The following is a 16,063-nucleotide window of genomic DNA, read 5'->3' as shown; positions in this document are numbered from 1 at the left end:
GGAGGCCCCTCTCGTCATGTTCAGGAGGAGCACGTGAGCACGTCCGACCGCAGCGCGGGCACGTATCTGGTGATCGGCCTCGGCAACCCCGGGGACCGCTACGCCGCGACCCGCCACAACGTGGGCCAGATGGTGCTGGACCACATCGCGGCCGCGACGAGGTCGCGGTTCTCCGCCGCCCGCCGCGCCCAGGCCGTCGTCGTCGAGGGCAGGCTCGGCCTCCCCGGTGCGGACGAGCGGGTCGTGCTCGCGAAGCCCTCCACCTACATGAACACCTCGGGCGGCCCCGTCAAGGCGCTCGCGTCCTACTACGACGTGCCGCCCGAGCGGGTCGTCGTGGTCCACGACGAGGTGGACATCCCCTTCGACTCCGTGCGTCTCAAGCGCGGGGGCGGAGAGGGCGGCCACAACGGCCTGCGCGACATCACCAAGGCCCTCGGGACGAAGGACTACCTGCGCGTGCGGGTCGGCGTGGGCCGGCCCCCGGGCAGCAAGGACACCGCGGACTTCGTGCTCTCCCCGTTCAGCTCGACCGAGCGCAAGAGCCTGGACATGCTCGTCTCCGACGCGGCGGACGCCGTCGAGGCGCTCGTGCTGCAGGGCCTCACCGCCGCCCAGCAGCGATTCCACTCCCCGGAGGCCCGATGACCCCCACCGCCCCGCTCGCCCCCCTGCTCGACCTGCTCGCCGGCGGGCGCGACCTCTCCGCGATCCGCGAGCTCGTCGCCTCCGGGACGGCCGACGGCAGCGGCGGCGACATGGTCGCGGCGACGGGCCTGTTCCCCTTCGCCGTCGCGGACCTCGCGCGCGCCTCGAGCGCCGAGAGCCCGCTCGTCGTCGTCACCCCGACGACGCGCGCCGCCGAGGACCTCCGCTCCGCGCTCGGCTCCCTCGTGGGCACCGAGCACCTCGCCGAGCTCCCCGCCTGGGAGACCCTTCCCCATGAGCGGCTCTCGCCGCGCGCGGACACCGTCGCCCGGCGCCTCGCGACGCTGCGGCGGATCGCCCATCCCGAGACCGAGCGTCCCGTGCACGTGCTGCTCATGCCCGTGCGCTCCCTGCTCCAGCCGATCGCCGCGGGCCTGGGCGACCTCCGGCCGGTCCGCGCCGCGGTGGGGGACACCTATGCCCTCGAGGACCTCGAGCAGGATCTCGTCGACGCCGCCTATGCGCGCGTGGACATGGTGGAGAAGCGGGGGGAGTTCGCCGTGCGCGGAGGCATCCTCGACGTCTTCCCGCCCACCGAGCCGCACCCGGTGCGCGTGGACCTCTTCGGCGACGAGGTGGACGATGTCCGCTACTTCTCCGTCGCCGACCAGCGCTCCCTGGACCCGGCCCCGCACGGCCTCGACGCCCCGCCCTGCCGGGAGATCCTGCTGACCCCGGCCGTGCGCGAGCGCGCCCGGGCGATGGCGGAGGATCTCCCCGGCGTCGCCGAGATGCTCCAGCGCATCGCCGCGGGCATCGCCGTGGACGGCATGGAGTCCCTCAGCGCCGTGCTCGTCGAGGAGATGCAGCAGGTGGCGGACGTCCTCCCCGCCGGCGCGCGCTTCCTGCTCATGGACCCCGAGAAGATCCGCGCCCGTGCCGCGGAGCTCGTCGCGACGACGGACGAGTTCCTCGCGGCGGCCTGGTCGAGCGCCGCCGCCGGCGGCGGGCTCCCGATCGACGTCGGCGCCGCGAGCTTCGTCCCGCTCTCCGAGGCGAAGGGCCATGCCCGCGCGGGCGGCCGGCCCTGGTTCACGCTCGCCGCCTTCGGGCTCGAGAGCGACGTCGACCTCACGGCCACGACCGCGACCACGCACCCCGGCTACTCGGGGAAGCCCGGGGACGCCGCCCAGGACCTCGAGCGCCGCCGCAAGGACGGCTGGCGCATCGTCGCGACGCTCACCGGCCAGGGATCCGCCCGCCACGCGAGCGAGAACCTGCGCGCGGAGGGCCTGCCCGCCGTCTATGCGGACCACCTCGAGGGCCCCGTCGCCGAGGGCGAGGCGGTCGTCACCGTCGGCCCGTTCCCCGAGGGGCTCGTCGACGAGGACGCGAAGGTCCTGCTCGCCTCGGAGCGCGACCTCACGGGAAAGTCCGGCGCCCGCCGCGGCGAGGAGCGGCGCATGCCCTCGCGCCGACGCAACGTGGTGGACCCGCTGCAGCTGCGGCCCGGCGACTTCGTCGTGCACTCCCACCACGGCGTCGGCCGCTTCGTCGAGATGACGAGCCGCACCGTGGGCTCCGGGGCGAAGGCCACGACCCGCGAGTACCTCGTCATCGAGTACTCGGCCTCGAAGAAGGGCCAGCCCGGCGACCGCCTCTACGTCCCGAGCGACCAGCTCGACCAGGTCACGAAGTACGTCGGCGGCGAGGAGCCGAGCGTCAACCGCATGGGCGGCGCGGACTGGGCCAAGACGAAGTCCCGCGCCCGCAAGGCGATCCGGGAGATCGCCGACGAGCTCGTGCGTCTGTACTCGGCGCGGCAGTCCGCACCCGGCCACGCCTTCGCCCCCGACACACCGTGGCAGCGGGAGCTCGAGGACGCCTTCGAGTTCATCGAGACGCCGGACCAGCTCTCCGCCCTCGACGACGTCAAGGGCGACATGGAGAAGTCGGTCCCCATGGACCGGCTCATCCTCGGCGACGTCGGCTACGGGAAGACGGAGATCGCGGTGCGCGCGGCCTTCAAGGCCGTGCAGGACGGCAAGCAGGTCGCCGTGCTCGCGCCGACGACGCTCCTCGCCCAGCAGCATCTCGACACCTTCACCGAGCGGTACACGGGCTTCCCCGTGACCGTGAAGGGCCTCAGCCGCTTCCAGTCCGCGGCGGACTCCCAGGCGACGATCGACGGCCTGCTCGACGGCTCCGTCGACGTCGTCATCGGCACCCACCGCCTGCTCACCGGGCAGGTGCGCTTCAAGGACCTCGGCCTGCTCATCATCGACGAGGAGCAGCGCTTCGGCGTCGAGCACAAGGAGACCCTGAAGGCGCTGCGGACCGACGTCGACGTGCTCGCCATGTCCGCCACTCCGATCCCGCGCACGCTCGAGATGGCCGTCACGGGCATCCGGGAGATGTCGACGCTCGCGACGCCGCCGGAGGAGCGCCACCCTGTGCTCACCTACGTCGGCGCGCAGGAGGACAAGCAGGTCACCGCCGCGATCCGGCGCGAGCTGCTGCGCGAGGGCCAGGTGTTCTACGTGCACAACCGGGTCGAGGACATCGACCGGGTCGCCGCGCACCTGCGGGAGCTGGTCCCCGACGCACGCGTCCAGGTCGCCCACGGCAAGATGAACGAGCACCAGCTCGAGCGCGTCATCCTCGACTTCTGGGAGCGGGAGTTCGACGTCCTCGTCTGCACCACCATCGTGGAGACGGGCCTGGACATCGCGAACGCGAACACGCTCATCGTGGAGAACGCGGACCGCTTCGGCCTCTCGCAGCTGCACCAGCTGCGGGGCCGCGTGGGCCGCTCGAGCGAGCGCGCGTACGCCTACTTCCTCTACAGCGCCACGAAGCCGCTCACCGAGACGGCCCACGACCGGCTCACGACCCTCGCGACGAACACCGACCTCGGCGCGGGCATGCGGGTCGCGATGAAGGACCTCGAGATCCGCGGCGCGGGCAACCTGCTGGGCGGCGAGCAGTCCGGTCACATCGCCGGGGTGGGATTCGACCTCTACGTGCGGATGGTGGGGGAGGCCGTCGCGGCCTTCCGCGGCGAGACGACCGCGCCGGAGAAGGAGATCCGCGTCGAGCTCCCCGTGGACGCGCACCTCCCGCACGACTACATCCCCTCCGAGCGGCTGCGCCTCGAGGCGTACTCGAAGCTCTCGGCCGTGCGCGAGGTCGAGGAGATCGAGCAGGTCGCGGCCGAGCTCGTGGACCGCTACGGCCCGCTGCCGGAGCCGGTGTCCCTGCTCCTGGACGTCGCGCGGTTCCGGATCGACGCCCGCGCCGCAGGCATCGACGAGGTGCAGGCGCAGGGCAAGATGATCCGCTTCGCGCACGTCGAGCCCGCGGACTCGGTCGCGATGCGCATGAAGCGGCTGTACCCCGGCACGATGCTCAAGCCGGCCGTGCGGCAGGTGCTCGTGCCGCGGCCGACGACCGCGCGCTTCGGCGGCACGGAGCTGCGCGACCACGCGCTGCTGGACTGGGCGCGCGAGGTCCTGCGCACCCTCGTGCCGTCGGCCGCGGAGCAGATCTCGCGGTCCGACGGCGAGTGATCCGCCGCGGGTAGCCTCGGGGACGTGAGCGAGCACCGAGACCGGACCCCGGCCGCACCGTCCCCCGAGACCCCCGGCAGGCACTCCGTCCCGCGGGAGGGTGCTCCGCGGGGTGCCGCCCTGCTGCGGGCGGTGGAGGTCATGGAGGCGCTTCGTGCCCCGGACGGCGACGCCTGGTCGCACACGCAGACCCATGCCTCGCTCGCGCGCTACCTGCTCGAGGAGACCCACGAGGTCCTCGAGGTGATCGACGACCCCGCGGCGCACGGCCCCGTGGCGCTGCGCGACGAGCTCGGCGACCTGCTCTTCCAGATCCTCTTCCACGCCCGGATCGGGCAGGAGGAGGAGCCCGCCTGGGACGTCGACGACGTGGCCCGCTCGTTCGTCGCGAAGATGGAGCGCCGCAACCCCCACGTGTTCGGGGCGGGGCGGGAGGACGCGCTCGAGGACCCGGCGGACGTCGAGGCGATCATCGCGCAGTGGCATGCGGTGAAGGCGCAGGAGAAGGCCGCCGCCTCGAGGGACGCAGACGGCACCACGGACGGCACGGACCCCCGGCGCGCCTGGTCCGAGGGGATCCCGGCCGCGCTGCCGGCGCTCCAGCGCGGAGCCAAGATGGTGCACCGCGCCCGCTCCGCCGGGGCCCTCGACGCGCTGCTCGCCGCCGCGGACGCCGAGGTGGCAGCGGGGTCCTCGGACCCCGGCGAGCCCGGGACCGCGGCCGAGGACGACGAGCTCGCGCGTGCGCTGCTCGACCTCGTCGTCGCGGCGGAGGAGCGCGACACCGACCCGGAGACGGCGCTGCGCTCGCTGCTCGCCCGCGCCGATGCGCGGGTCGCCCGGGCACGCGGGACGCATGCGGACGGGACCGCCTAGACTGTCCGGCGGTGGGTCAGCGTCGACCGGCCATGACGGAACTTCATCCGATGGAAGGAACAGCACATGGCAGCTCTGATCGATGCCGTCCACGCCCGCGAGATCCTGGACTCCCGCGGCAACCCCACCGTCGAGGTGGAGGTCCTCCTCGACGACGGCACCTTCGCCCGCGCCGAGGTCCCCTCCGGCGCCTCGACCGGCGCCTTCGAGGCCGTCGAGCGTCGTGACGGCGACAAGGGCCGTTACCTGGGCAAGGGCGTCGAGCAGGCCGTCGCGGCCGTCATCGACGAGCTCGGCCCGGCCGTCGTCGGCTTCGACGTGCAGGAGCAGCGCGCGATCGATCAGGCGATGCTCGAGCTCGACGGCACCGCCAACAAGGGCAAGATCGGCGCCAACGCGATCCTCGGCGTCTCGCTCGCCGTCGCGAAGGCCGCCGCGGACTCCGCCGGCGTCCCGCTCTACCAGTACCTGGGCGGCCCGAACGCCCATGTCCTGCCCGTCCCGATGATGAACATCCTCAACGGCGGGTCCCACGCGGACTCCAACGTCGACATCCAGGAGTTCATGATCGCGCCGATCGGCGCGGAGACCTACAGCGAGGCGCTGCGCACCGGCGCCGAGGTCTACCACCAGCTGAAGTCCGTGCTCAAGGAGCGCGGCCTGTCCACGGGGCTGGGCGACGAGGGCGGCTTCGCGCCGAACCTCGAGTCCAACCGCGCGGCGCTCGACCTCATCGTCGAGGCCATCGAGAAGGCCGGCTTCGTGCCGGGCAAGGACGTCGCGCTCGCGCTCGACGTCGCCGCCTCGGAGTTCTTCTCCGACGGCGCCTACACCTTCGAGGGCGCGAAGAAGTCCTCCGAGGAGATGGCCGCGTACTACTCCGAGCTCGTCGCCTCCTACCCGCTGGTCTCGATCGAGGACCCGCTGGACGAGGAGGACTGGGAGGGATGGAAGACCATCACCGCCCAGCTCGGCGACAAGGTCCAGCTCGTGGGCGACGACCTCTTCGTCACCAACCCGGAGCGCCTGGGCCGCGGCATCGACGAGCGCGCCGCCAACGCCCTCCTCGTGAAGGTCAACCAGATCGGCTCGCTCACGGAGACCTTCGACGCCGTCGAGCTCGCGCACCGCGCGGGCTTCAAGGCGATGATGTCCCACCGCTCCGGCGAGACCGAGGACACGACCATCGCGGACCTCGCCGTCGCCACCAACTGCGGCCAGATCAAGTCCGGTGCGCCCGCCCGCGGCGAGCGCGTCAACAAGTACAACCAGCTGCTCCGCATCGAGGAGGAGCTGGACGAGGCGGGCACCTACGCCGGTGCCGCCGCCTTCCCGCGTTTCACGCCCGCGAAGGGCTGAGCCCTCAGGTCGAGGCGGTAGCCTTCGGGCATGACCTCGAAGCGACCGGGCGCCCCGCGATCAGCGAGGCGCCCGGTCCCTGCGTCCGGGGGCCGACGCGCCGGCGGCGCGCCCGGCGCCGGCCCGTCCGCCCGGGGCTCCCGGGCATCGGGCCGCGCCTCCTCCGCGGGGACCACCAGCGACCGCCATCGCGGCCCCGCCGCGGCCTCCCGACCCCGCACCACCTCGTCCTGCGCCGCGGCGGAGGACGGTCCGGGCATCACGATCACGCGTCGCACGCTCGTGCTGGTGACCCTCGTCGTGGTCGCCCTCGCCGCGCTCGTGCCGACGATCAACTCCTACGTCGCGCAGCGCCAGCAGCTCGCGGCCCTGCACGAGCAGGTCTCGCAGCAGCAGGACGAGGTCGACGAGCTGCAGTCCGAGGTCGACCGCTGGCAGGACCCGGCCTTCGTCGCCGCACAGGCCCGCGAGCGGCTCCTGTTCGCGATGCCGGGGGAGACCCAGTACCGCCTCACCGACACCTCCGGCCGGGACGTGCCCCTCACCGAGGACGAGAAGGCCGTGGAGGCCTCCGCGAGCGGTGAGTGGTTCTCGACCCTCTGGGACAGCCTCGAGGGCGCGAGCCGGCTCACCGCGGAGGACATCCCCGACGAGACCGGATCGGACTCCCCGGAGGATGCCGAGACCACCGATCCCGCGGATCCCGCCGACACCCCGACCCCCAGCAGCACCGAGGACGCCACCCCGTGACCACCGCCCCCGCCCCCGACGCCGCGGCCCTGCCGCCGCTCCCCTTCGAGTCGCCCGCGACCGCCGAGGACCTCGCCGCGATGCGCGAGCAGCTCGGTCGCGACATGCGCGGCGTCGTCTCGATCGCCCGGCGCTGCGGCTGCGGCCGCCCCGCGGTGGTCCGCACCCGGCCCCGGCTCGAGGACGGCACGCCGTTCCCCACCTCGCTGTACCTGACGCTGCCGTGGCTGACCCTGGACATCTCCCGGATCGAGGCCACCGGGCGCATGGCCGAGCTCACCGAGCGGCTCGGCGAGGACGCCGAGCTCGCCGCGGGCTACGCGCGCGCCCACGAGCGCTACATCGCGCGGCGCGACGAGGTCGGCCGCGCCGAGGAGGTCGCGAGCGTGAGCGCGGGCGGCATGCCCACCCGTGTGAAGTGCCTCCACGCGCTCGCCGGCCAGGCCCTCGCCGAGGGGCCCGGGGTGAACCCCGTGGCGGACGAGATCCTCGCGGGGATCCCCGGGGTGCTCCCGGAGCTGGTCTGCCGCTGCGCCTCCGCGGAGGACGAGGCCGACGCCGCCGGCACCGAGGGAGCCACCGCATGAGCGCCCCCGTCGCCGCGATCGACTGCGGCACCAACTCGATCCGCCTGCTGATCGCACGTCGGGACCCGTCCACCGGCGGAATGGTGGACCTCGAGCGACGCCTCGAGATGGTCCGCCTGGGGTACGGCGTGGACCGCACCGGCCGCTTCGACCCCGCCGCTGTGGAGCGCACGTTCGAGGCGGCGCGCGGCTACGCGGCGCTCATCGCGCAGCACGGGGCCCGGGAGCTGCGCTTCGTGGCGACCTCGGCGACCCGCGACGCCGCGAACCGCGACGTGTTCATCGACGGCATCCGCGAGATCCTCGGCGTGCAGGTCGAGGTCATCAGCGGCGAGGAGGAGGCGGCGCTCTCCTTCCGCGGCGCCGTGAGCACGCTGCCGCAGCTTCCCGCCGGCCCGCGCGTCGTCGTCGACATCGGCGGCGGCTCCACGGAGCTCGTGCTCGGCACCGAGGAGCCGGAGGCGCGGATCAGCCTGGACATGGGCTCCGTGCGGCTCACGGAGCGGCACCTGCGCTCGGACCCGCCCACCGCGGAGGAGATCGCGGCCGCGGCGGCGGACGTCGACGCGCTGCTGGACACGGCCGCGGAGCGGCTGCCGCTGCAGGAGGCGACATCCCTCGTGGGCACGGCCGGCACGGTCACGACGGTCACGGCGGTCGCGGAGGGGCTCACCGAGTACCGGCCGGACGTCGTCCACGGCGCCTCGCGGTCGATCGGCGACGCGATCGCCGTGTGCGAGCGCCTGCTCGCCATGACCCGGGAGGAGCGCGGTGAGCTCGGGATCATCCACCCCGGCCGCATCGACGTCATCGGCGCCGGAGCGCTCATCTGGGCGCGGATCCTCCGACGGGTCGCCGACCTCTCCGCGGTGACGACGACGGTGACGAGCGAGCACGACATCCTCGACGGGATCGCCCTGGACGTCCTGGACCGCGTCGAGGCCCGGGAGCGCTGAGCAGACGTCCGAGGAGTGCACCCGTTTTGGAACCGGGGCCCGACGGTTCTAGGCTGGGCGACATGAACACCACCTTCGGCGGCAAGCCCCATGTCCTGATCCTCGGCGGCGGATCCGTCGGTCTGACGACCGCGTCCGAGCTGCGCAAGACCCTCGGCACGGAGGTGGCGATCACGATCGTCGACCCGCGCCCCTACATGACCTACGCGCCCTTCCTCCCCGAGGTCGGCGCGGGCAGCATCGATCCCCGCAACGTCCTCGCGCCGCTGCGCAAGATCCTCCCCGGCACCAAGGTCGTCACCGGCGGCGTCTCGGCGATCCGCAGCGCGGACAACACCGTCGTCGTCACGACCGAGGACGGCGCCCAGCTCGAGATCGCGTACGACTACCTCGTCGTGGGCCTCGGCGCCGTGCCGCGTCTGCTCCCGATCCCCGGCCTCGCCGAGAACGCGATCGGCTTCAAGCAGGTCGAGGAGGCCATCACGGTCCGCGACAAGATCCTCGCGAACCTCGCCGAGGCCGCCTCGACGAAGGACCCGAAGGTCCGCAAGCGCCTGCTCACCTTCACCTACATCGGCGGCGGCTTCGCCGGCGGCGAGGCCGTCACCGAGGCCGAGGACATGGTCCGCGACGCACTGCGCTACTACCCCGACCTGCACGCCTCGGACATCCGCTTCGTGCTCATCGACGCGGCCCCGTTCGTGTTCCCCGAGCTCACCGAGGACCAGCGCGCCTACGTGCTGAACCAGCTGCGCGAGCGCGGCATCGAGGTCAAGCTCGAGACCTTCCTGAACTCCGCCGAGAACGGCGTCATCAAGACGTCCGACGGCGACGAGTTCGAGACCGACCTCCTCGTGTGGAACGCCGGCGTCAAGCCGAACCCGATCCTCATGGACGAGGAGTCCTCGGACCTCCCCGTGGTCACGGAGCGCGGCCCGCTCATGGGCAAGCTCGACACCCTCGCGGACCTCCGCGTGAACGGCGCCGAGGGCCCGATCGACAACGTCTTCGCCGGGGGCGACTGCGCCGCGGTGCCGGATCTCGCCTCGGGCGAGGGCAAGTTCTGCCCGCCCAACGCCCAGCACGCGACGCGTCAGGGCAAGCGGATCGCGGACAACGTCGCGCGCTCCGTCCAGGGTCGCCCGCTCGTGGACTACTACCACAAGAACCTCGGCGTCATGGCGACGCTGGGCATGTACAAGGGCGTCGGCCGGCTCATGCTGGGCGACAAGGAGATCGACGTGCGCGGTCTCCCGGCCTGGGCCATGGCCCGTGCGTACCACGTGTACGCGATGCCGACCCTGGGCCGCAAGGCCGCCGTGCTCGCGGGCTGGGCCTCGAACCTGGTCTCGCGCCGCGACATCATCGGCATCCCGCAGTCGGCCGATCCCCGCGCGGCCTTCGAGCTCGCCGCGAACTCCGGTCCCAAGAAGAAGTGACCGCAGGGCGGCAGAGCCGCCCACCCCGTCGACCTCGTCGGCGCCGCTCGTGAAGGGCCCCGGACCTCGTGTCCGGGGCCCTTCGCCGTGCCCGCGTCCCGTCGGTCACCTCCGGCGCCCGCGGGCGACGGGACGCGCTATGCTGTGACCGAATGTGATCAGCAGACGCAGCACCCGAGCATGAACGGTCATCTCGGGTGGGGAGAGGGAGAACGGCCATGGAGATCGTCATCGCGCAGGACGCAGCCGCCGGAGCACGCGCCGTGGCCGACGAGTTCGAGCAGGTCCTCCGGGCCGGGGACGGCGCGGTGCTGGGCCTCGCGACCGGCTCCTCACCGGTCGCCGCCTACGCGGAGCTGATCCGCCGCCACCGGGAGGAGGGCCTCTCCTTCGCGGGCGCGCGCGCCTTCCTCCTGGACGAGTACGTGGGCCTGCCCGCGGACCACCCGCAGAGCTACCACCGCTTCATCCGCGAGCAGCTCGTGGACCACGTGGACCTCGACAGTTCCACGGTGATCTCGCCGGACGGCGCCGCGGCGGACCCCGCCGAGGAGGCCGAGCGCTACGACGCCGCGATCGCCGCCGCCGGGGGAGTGGACCTCCAGATCCTCGGCATCGGCGTCAACGGCCACATCGCTTTCAACGAGCCGGGCAGCTCGCTCGCCTCCCGCACCCGCGTCGTCGCCCTCACGCGCTCGACGATCGAGGCGAACGCCCGCTTCTTCGACCGCGCCGAGGACGTCCCACGTCACGCTCTCAGCCAGGGCCTCGGCACCATCCGCGAGGCGCGCCGGATCGTGCTGACCGCCACGGGGGAGCAGAAGGCCGCCGCTGTCGCCCAGCTCGTCGAGGGCGCGGTGAGCGCCCGCTGGCCGGCGACCGTGCTGCAGCTGCACCCGCATGTGACCGTGGTCGTGGACGAGGCGGCCGCGTCCCGGCTCGAGCTCGCCGAGGACTACCGCGCCGCCCGCTGACCGGCGGGCCCGCGCCCAGGACGGCCGCCGTCCCGGGCGCGGGCGGAGGCTGGTCACAGTTCGGGGCCCCGGGCGGTCCCGAGAGGGGGAGCGGAGGACGTGGCCGATACGATTCCTGCATGCAGGCTGATCCCTCCTCCGGCGGCGCAGCGAGCGTCGCGACCCGATCCCCCCTGGACCGCTACTTCCACCTGAGCGAGCGCGGGTCGACCGTCGCGCGCGAGGTGCGCGGCGGCCTCGTCACCTTCTTCTCGATGTGCTACATCGTGGTGCTGAACCCGCTCATCATCGGCACCGTGCCCGATTCGACCGGGCACTACCTGGGCGGCGGCACCGAGCCCAACCTCGCGGCGGTCGCCGCCGGCACCGCTCTCGTGGCCGGTGTGCTGACCCTCCTCATGGGCGCCTGGGCGAAGTTTCCGCTCGCGCTCGCGGCGGGCCTGGGGCTGAACGCCTACCTCGCCTACTCCGTGGTCTCCCTGCCGGGCATGACCTGGGCCGGGGCGATGGGCCTCGTCGCGATCGAGGGCGTGCTCGTGCTCGTCCTCGTGCTCACCGGGTTCCGCAAGGCGGTCTTCGACGCCGTGCCGGCCTTCATGAAGACCGCGATCAGCGTGGGCATCGGCCTGTTCATCGCCTTCATCGGCCTGTACAACGCCCGTTTCATCACCCACGCCGCGGGCACGCCCGTGCAGCTGGGCAACGACGGCTCCCTCACCGGCTGGCCGACCCTCGTCTTCGTCGTGGGCCTCGTGCTCATGCTCGTGCTCTGGGTGCGCAAGGTGCCCGGCGCGATCCTCATCTCGATCGTCACGGCGACCGTGCTCGCGACGATCATCGAGGCGGTCACGGGCATCGGCGCCTACTCCGACGGCACCCTCAGCGCCGCGAACCCCGAGGGCTGGAGCATGAACGTCCCGGCGCTCCAGGGCTCCCCGATCGCCCTGCCCGACTTCGCGACGCTGTTCCAGGTCGACCCGTGGGGCGGGATCCAGGCGGCGGGCGTCGTCGGCGCCTCCGTCATCGTCTTCTCCCTGCTGCTCGCCGACTTCTTCGACACGATGGGCACGATGGTCGCCGTCGCCGGCGAGGGCGACCTGCTCGACGAGAAGGGCGACATCCCCCATTCCCAGCGCATCCTCGTCGTCGACTCCCTCGCGGCGCTCGGCGGAGGCGTCGGCGGCGTCTCCTCGAACACGAGCTTCGTCGAGTCCACCTCCGGCGTGGCCGACGGCGCCCGCACGGGCCTCGCCTCGGTCGTCACGGGCGTCGCGTTCCTGCTCGCGACCTTCCTGTCCCCGCTGGTCGCGGCCGTGCCCTACGAGGCGGCGACCCCGGCGCTGGTCATGGTCGGCTTCCTCATGATGACCAACGTGACCTCGATCGACTTCACGGATCCCGAGATCGCGATCCCGGCCTTCCTGACGATCATCTTCATGCCCTTCGCCTACTCGATCACCGTCGGCATGGGCGCCGGGTTCGTCATGTACGTGCTCATCCGCCTGGTGCGCGGCAAGGTCCGCGAGGTGCACTGGCTCATGTACGTCATCGCGGCGATGTTCGTCGTGTACTTCCTGCGCGGCGCGATCGAGGGTCTGCTGCTGTGAGCGCGGAGGCGGGGACCCCCGGGGTCGGCGACGAGCAGCTCGCGGCGGAGCTGCGCCGCGTGCTGCTGGTCTCCTCGCGTGTGCTGCGCTCGCACACGGCCTCGGACGAGGTCTCCGCCTCCCAGTACTCGGTCCTCGCGTACCTCGAGCGCTCGGGGGAGTCCACCCCCGGGGCGCTCGCGAGCTTCGAGCACGTCTCCCCGCCGGTGATGACCCGCATCCTCGCGCGGCTCGAGGAGGCCGGCCTGGTCGCCCGCAGCGCCCATCCTCAGGACGGCCGTCAGGTCCTCGTCTCGCTCACGGCGACCGGGTCGGAGCTCGTGCGACGCGGCCGCGAGGAGCGGGACGAGTGGCTGCGCGGCCGGATCGGGGAGATCACCGACGAGGAGCGGCGCACGCTCGGCGAGGCGGTCGCGATCCTGCGCCGCACCCTCGTCGGCCCCCGCTGAGGAGCAGACTCCTCCCGGGTCACGTCCCGCGCCCGGATGCACGAACGGCCGGCCCCTCAGGGGGCCGGCCGTTCGTCGTGCGGGGAGGGCGCGATGCCCGGAAATCTCAGGCGGTCGCGTCGAGCACGTGGTCCAGCACGGCGACGAGGGCCTCGACGTCGGACTCGGGGACCGCGGGGAAGGTGGCGATGCGGAGCTGGTTGCGCCCGAGCTTGCGGTACGGCTCGACATCGACGACGCCGTGGGCGCGCAGCACCGAGGTGATCGCGGTGGCGTCGATCGACTCGTCGATGTCGAGCGTCGTCACCACCTGGGAGCGGGCGGCCGGATCGCTCACGAAGGCCGTGACCTCGGGTCGACGCTCCGCCCACTGGTGCAGGAGACCGGAGGTCGCCCGGGTGCGGGCGTCGGACCAGGCGAGACCGCCCTGCTCGAGCAGCCACTCGACCTGGTCGGCGAGCAGGGCGAGCGTCGCCACGGCAGGCGTGTTGAGCGTCTGGTCCTTGCGGGAGTTGTCGATCGCGGCCTGCAGGGAGAGGAAGCCGGGGACCCAGCGGTCGGACTGCGCCTCGAGCCGGCCCGCGCGCTCGATCGCTGCGGAGGAGAGGAGCGACAGCCAGAGCCCGCCGTCGGAGGCGAAGGCCTTCTGGGGCGCGAAGTAGTACGCGTCAGTCTGGGAGACGTCCACCTGGGCCGCACCGGCGACCGACGTCGCGTCGACGAGCACGAGCTGGTCCTCGCGGGCACCGGCGGGACGCTCCACGGGGACCATCACCCCGGTGGAGGTCTCGTTGTGCGGCCACGCGTAGGCGTCCACGTCCTCGTCGACGACGGGGCGGGGCAGGCTCCCCGGCTCCGCGGTGACGACGAGCGGGTCCAGCAGGTGAGGGGCGTTCGTGGTCTCGGTCGCGAACTTCTGCGAGAACTCGCCGAGCACGAGGTGCTCGGAGCGTCGCTCGACGAGGGAGATCGCCGCGACGTCCCAGAACGCGGTCGAGCCGCCGTTGCCGAGGACGACCTCGTAGCCCTCGGGGAGCGAGAAGAGCTCCGCCAGCCCGCGACGCGTGCGGGCGACGAGCTCCTTGACGGGCTTCTGACGATGGGACGTCCCGAGGACGCCGCGGTAGGTCGTGCCGAGCGCGTCCACCTGCTCGTCGCGCAGCCGGGAGGGACCGGAGCCGAACCGGCCGTCGGCGGGCAGCAGCGAGGACGGGATGCTCAGGGCGCGGATCGCCTCGGCGCGGGCGGTGCGGGGATCGGTCATGGATGTGCTCCTCCGTGTCGTCGGCCCGGATGCTCTTCGGGGCGGGCCGAGGTCGAGGCCCATCCTGCCAGCGCGGGGCACGATCGCCGCGGCCGGTCCGGGCTGCGGGCCGCGGTGCGCCCGGCATCGACGTGGAGGATTCCCTGGCATGATCGGGGCATGAGCCGTGCCGATCTGGACAAGAAGCCCTACGACGTCGCCGGGATGTTCGACAGCATCGCCGGGCGGTACGACCTCATGAACGACCTGGCGGCGCTCGGCCAGGTGCGCATGTGGCGCGAGCTGATGGTGGACGCCCTCGAGCTCGATGCCGGGGGCGCCGTCCTCGATCTCGCCGCGGGCACCGGCACCTCCTCGACCGCGATCGCCCGAGCGGGGGCCCGAGTCGTGGCCGCAGACTTCTCCCTCGGCATGATGACCGAGGGCAGGCGCCGCGGCGCGCCGGTTCCGTTCGTGGGGGCCGATGCGCATCACCTCCCTTTCGCGGACGACTCCTTCGACGCGGCAGTGATCTCCTTCGGCCTGCGCAACGTCCAGGACCCCCGCCGGGGGATCGCGGAGATGACGCGCGTGGTGCGCCCCGGAGGCCGGGTCGTGGTCTGCGAGTTCTCCACGCCCACGGCGCGGCTCGTGCGCACGGTCTACGAGCGCTACCTGCTGCGTGCCCTCCCTGTGGTCGCCTCCCGGTTCGCCACGAGCTCGGACGCCTACGACTACCTCGCCGAGTCGATCCTCGACTGGCCGGATCAGCAGGAGCTGCGCGGCTGGTTCCAGGAGGCAGGTCTCGAGCACGTCCGCTACCGGAACCTCACCGGGGGGATCGTCGCGCTGCACCGCGGGTACGTCCCCACCGCGGGGGAGGGGCCGACGGGCTCCTCGTCCGACGGGGCACCGCAGGCGCTCTGAGGAGCTGCCGGCCGGGCCGGACGTGCCGGCATGCAGGGGTGCGGGCGCCGGCGGTGGCGACGATGGTTCCCCGTGGCGGGCACCCGCAGCGGGGCGAGGACCCGGATCATCCCCTCCGCCGAGCCGGTTCAGGACTCGGATCGCCCTCTGACCTGCGGTGATACCGAGGGCGAGAGGAAAGTGGCCGAGGCCACTCCGAAATGGGGCCTCTCAAGTTGACCGGACCCGGGGATCCACGTAATGTTCTTCCTCGTGCCCGGGAGATCGGGACAGCGGGAAGGCCAGCAGTGGCGGAACGCGAAATCGACTCCCACCAGGCGCTTCGGATAACTTCAGAACTGATGAGGCGCGGTTCACACCGCATCGAATTGACATGGAGAACCGGATCCCCTAAGTTATAGGGGTTGCCTCGGAGCGAGGAACTCGGAAGGGTTCTGATACTGAGTGCGCGTGTTGCTTGATATCTCAATAGCGTGTCTATTTGTTGATGCCAATATTTGATTGGCAGAATATACGGATGATTAGCAGTTACATGCTGGTTGTTTGTTTTTTGTCAGGTTTATAGTTTTTCATGTTTTTCATGGAGAGTTTGATCCTGGCTCAGGACGAACGCTGGCGGCGTGCTTAACACATGCAAGTCGAACGATGACGACCGAGCTTGCTCGGTCTGATTAGTGGC

General features: G+C 72.2%; 13 protein-coding genes and 1 rRNA gene. 13 read left to right on the top strand and 1 reads right to left on the bottom strand.

From position 1 onward, the window contains the following. The first annotated feature begins 33 nt into the window (after positions 1-33). The 11 genes from pth to ABD080_RS00020 all read left to right on the top strand — a co-directional run bounded on the left by pth (position 34) and on the right by ABD080_RS00020 (position 13,214). Complete coding sequence (gene pth / locus ABD080_RS00070) at positions 34-648, top strand: aminoacyl-tRNA hydrolase (RefSeq protein WP_343903216.1); 615 nt, start codon at positions 34-36, stop codon at positions 646-648. Continuing rightward, positions 645-4,217: a transcription-repair coupling factor gene (mfd, locus tag ABD080_RS00065; protein ID WP_343903215.1), complete on the top strand. Its 3,573-nt coding sequence runs from the start codon at positions 645-647 to the stop codon at positions 4,215-4,217. Before pth ends, mfd begins: the two co-directional genes overlap by 4 nt. A gap of 24 nt (positions 4,218-4,241) precedes the next feature. Continuing rightward, positions 4,242-5,093 (top strand): MazG nucleotide pyrophosphohydrolase domain-containing protein, encoded by an 852-nt coding sequence (locus ABD080_RS00060; protein WP_264449437.1) that lies wholly within the window; start codon positions 4,242-4,244, stop codon positions 5,091-5,093. 66 nt (positions 5,094-5,159) lie between these two features. Beyond that, positions 5,160-6,452: a phosphopyruvate hydratase gene (gene eno, locus ABD080_RS00055; RefSeq protein WP_264449435.1), complete on the top strand. Its 1,293-nt coding sequence runs from the start codon at positions 5,160-5,162 to the stop codon at positions 6,450-6,452. A gap of 30 nt (positions 6,453-6,482) precedes the next feature. Next, a complete protein-coding gene (locus ABD080_RS00050) occupies positions 6,483-7,202 on the top strand; it encodes an FtsB family cell division protein (RefSeq protein ID WP_343903214.1) in 720 nt (239 codons plus the stop codon). After that, positions 7,199-7,789, top strand: a complete 591-nt coding sequence (locus tag ABD080_RS00045) for a DUF501 domain-containing protein (RefSeq protein WP_377827117.1) — start codon at positions 7,199-7,201, stop codon at positions 7,787-7,789. Before ABD080_RS00050 ends, ABD080_RS00045 begins: the two co-directional genes overlap by 4 nt. Next, on the top strand, positions 7,786-8,745 hold the full coding sequence (locus tag ABD080_RS00040; protein ID WP_264449432.1) for a Ppx/GppA phosphatase family protein: 960 nt from the start codon (positions 7,786-7,788) through the stop codon (positions 8,743-8,745). The genes ABD080_RS00045 and ABD080_RS00040 overlap by 4 nt, the downstream gene beginning before the upstream one ends. Positions 8,746-8,807: 62 nt before the next feature. Beyond that, a complete protein-coding gene (locus tag ABD080_RS00035; RefSeq protein WP_137770999.1) occupies positions 8,808-10,184 on the top strand; it encodes an NAD(P)/FAD-dependent oxidoreductase in 1,377 nt (458 codons plus the stop codon). Between the two features lie 218 nt (positions 10,185-10,402). Further along, the gene (gene nagB / locus ABD080_RS00030) at positions 10,403-11,158 is read left to right on the top strand and encodes a glucosamine-6-phosphate deaminase (RefSeq protein ID WP_264449430.1); all 756 of its coding nucleotides are present in this window, start codon (positions 10,403-10,405) and stop codon (positions 11,156-11,158) included. A 119-nt stretch (positions 11,159-11,277) separates the two neighbouring features. After that, positions 11,278-12,765, top strand: coding sequence for an NCS2 family permease (locus ABD080_RS00025; protein WP_264449429.1), 1,488 nt, complete (start codon positions 11,278-11,280; stop codon positions 12,763-12,765). Beyond that, positions 12,762-13,214 carry a MarR family winged helix-turn-helix transcriptional regulator gene (locus ABD080_RS00020; RefSeq protein WP_264449428.1) on the top strand — a complete coding sequence of 151 codons (453 nt, stop codon included), beginning with the start codon at positions 12,762-12,764 and terminating at the stop codon, positions 13,212-13,214. Before ABD080_RS00025 ends, ABD080_RS00020 begins: the two co-directional genes overlap by 4 nt. 106 nt (positions 13,215-13,320) lie before the next feature. Here the strand turns inward: ABD080_RS00020 and serC are convergent, their stop codons facing one another. After that, on the bottom strand, positions 13,321-14,478 hold the full coding sequence (gene serC, locus ABD080_RS00015; protein WP_264449427.1) for a phosphoserine transaminase: 1,158 nt from the start codon (positions 14,476-14,478) through the stop codon (positions 13,321-13,323). 159 nt (positions 14,479-14,637) lie between these two features. Here serC and ABD080_RS00010 point away from each other — a divergent pair, with 159 nt between their 5' ends. Then, positions 14,638-15,384: a demethylmenaquinone methyltransferase gene (locus ABD080_RS00010; protein WP_264449426.1), complete on the top strand. Its 747-nt coding sequence runs from the start codon at positions 14,638-14,640 to the stop codon at positions 15,382-15,384. A 577-nt stretch (positions 15,385-15,961) separates the two neighbouring features. After that, positions 15,962-16,063, top strand: a 16S ribosomal RNA gene (locus tag ABD080_RS00005); the annotation flags it as partial.

The sequence above is a fragment of the Brachybacterium rhamnosum genome (assembly GCF_039526185.1).
Lineage (GTDB): Bacteria > Actinomycetota > Actinomycetes > Actinomycetales > Dermabacteraceae > Brachybacterium > Brachybacterium rhamnosum.
The sequence above is the reverse complement of the archived record's forward strand: the minus strand, read 5'-3'. Positions and strand labels throughout refer to the sequence as shown.

Bases quoted from the DNA above. Each gene is read 5' to 3' on its own strand.
- ABD080_RS00035 (WP_137770999.1), top strand. From the start codon at position 8,808: ATGAACACCACCTTCGGCGGCAAGCCCCATGTCCTGATCCTCGGCGGC.
- eno (WP_264449435.1), top strand. From the start codon at position 5,160: ATGGCAGCTCTGATCGATGCCGTCCACGCCCGCGAGATCCTGGACTCC.
- mfd (WP_343903215.1), top strand. From the start codon at position 645: ATGACCCCCACCGCCCCGCTCGCCCCCCTGCTCGACCTGCTCGCCGGC.
- serC (WP_264449427.1), bottom strand. From the start codon at position 14,478: ATGACCGATCCCCGCACCGCCCGCGCCGAGGCGATCCGCGCCCTGAGC.
- ABD080_RS00040 (WP_264449432.1), top strand. From the start codon at position 7,786: ATGAGCGCCCCCGTCGCCGCGATCGACTGCGGCACCAACTCGATCCGC.
- ABD080_RS00010 (WP_264449426.1), top strand. From the start codon at position 14,638: ATGAGCCGTGCCGATCTGGACAAGAAGCCCTACGACGTCGCCGGGATG.
- ABD080_RS00050 (WP_343903214.1), top strand. From the start codon at position 6,483: ATGACCTCGAAGCGACCGGGCGCCCCGCGATCAGCGAGGCGCCCGGTC.
- ABD080_RS00025 (WP_264449429.1), top strand. From the start codon at position 11,278: ATGCAGGCTGATCCCTCCTCCGGCGGCGCAGCGAGCGTCGCGACCCGA.
- nagB (WP_264449430.1), top strand. From the start codon at position 10,403: ATGGAGATCGTCATCGCGCAGGACGCAGCCGCCGGAGCACGCGCCGTG.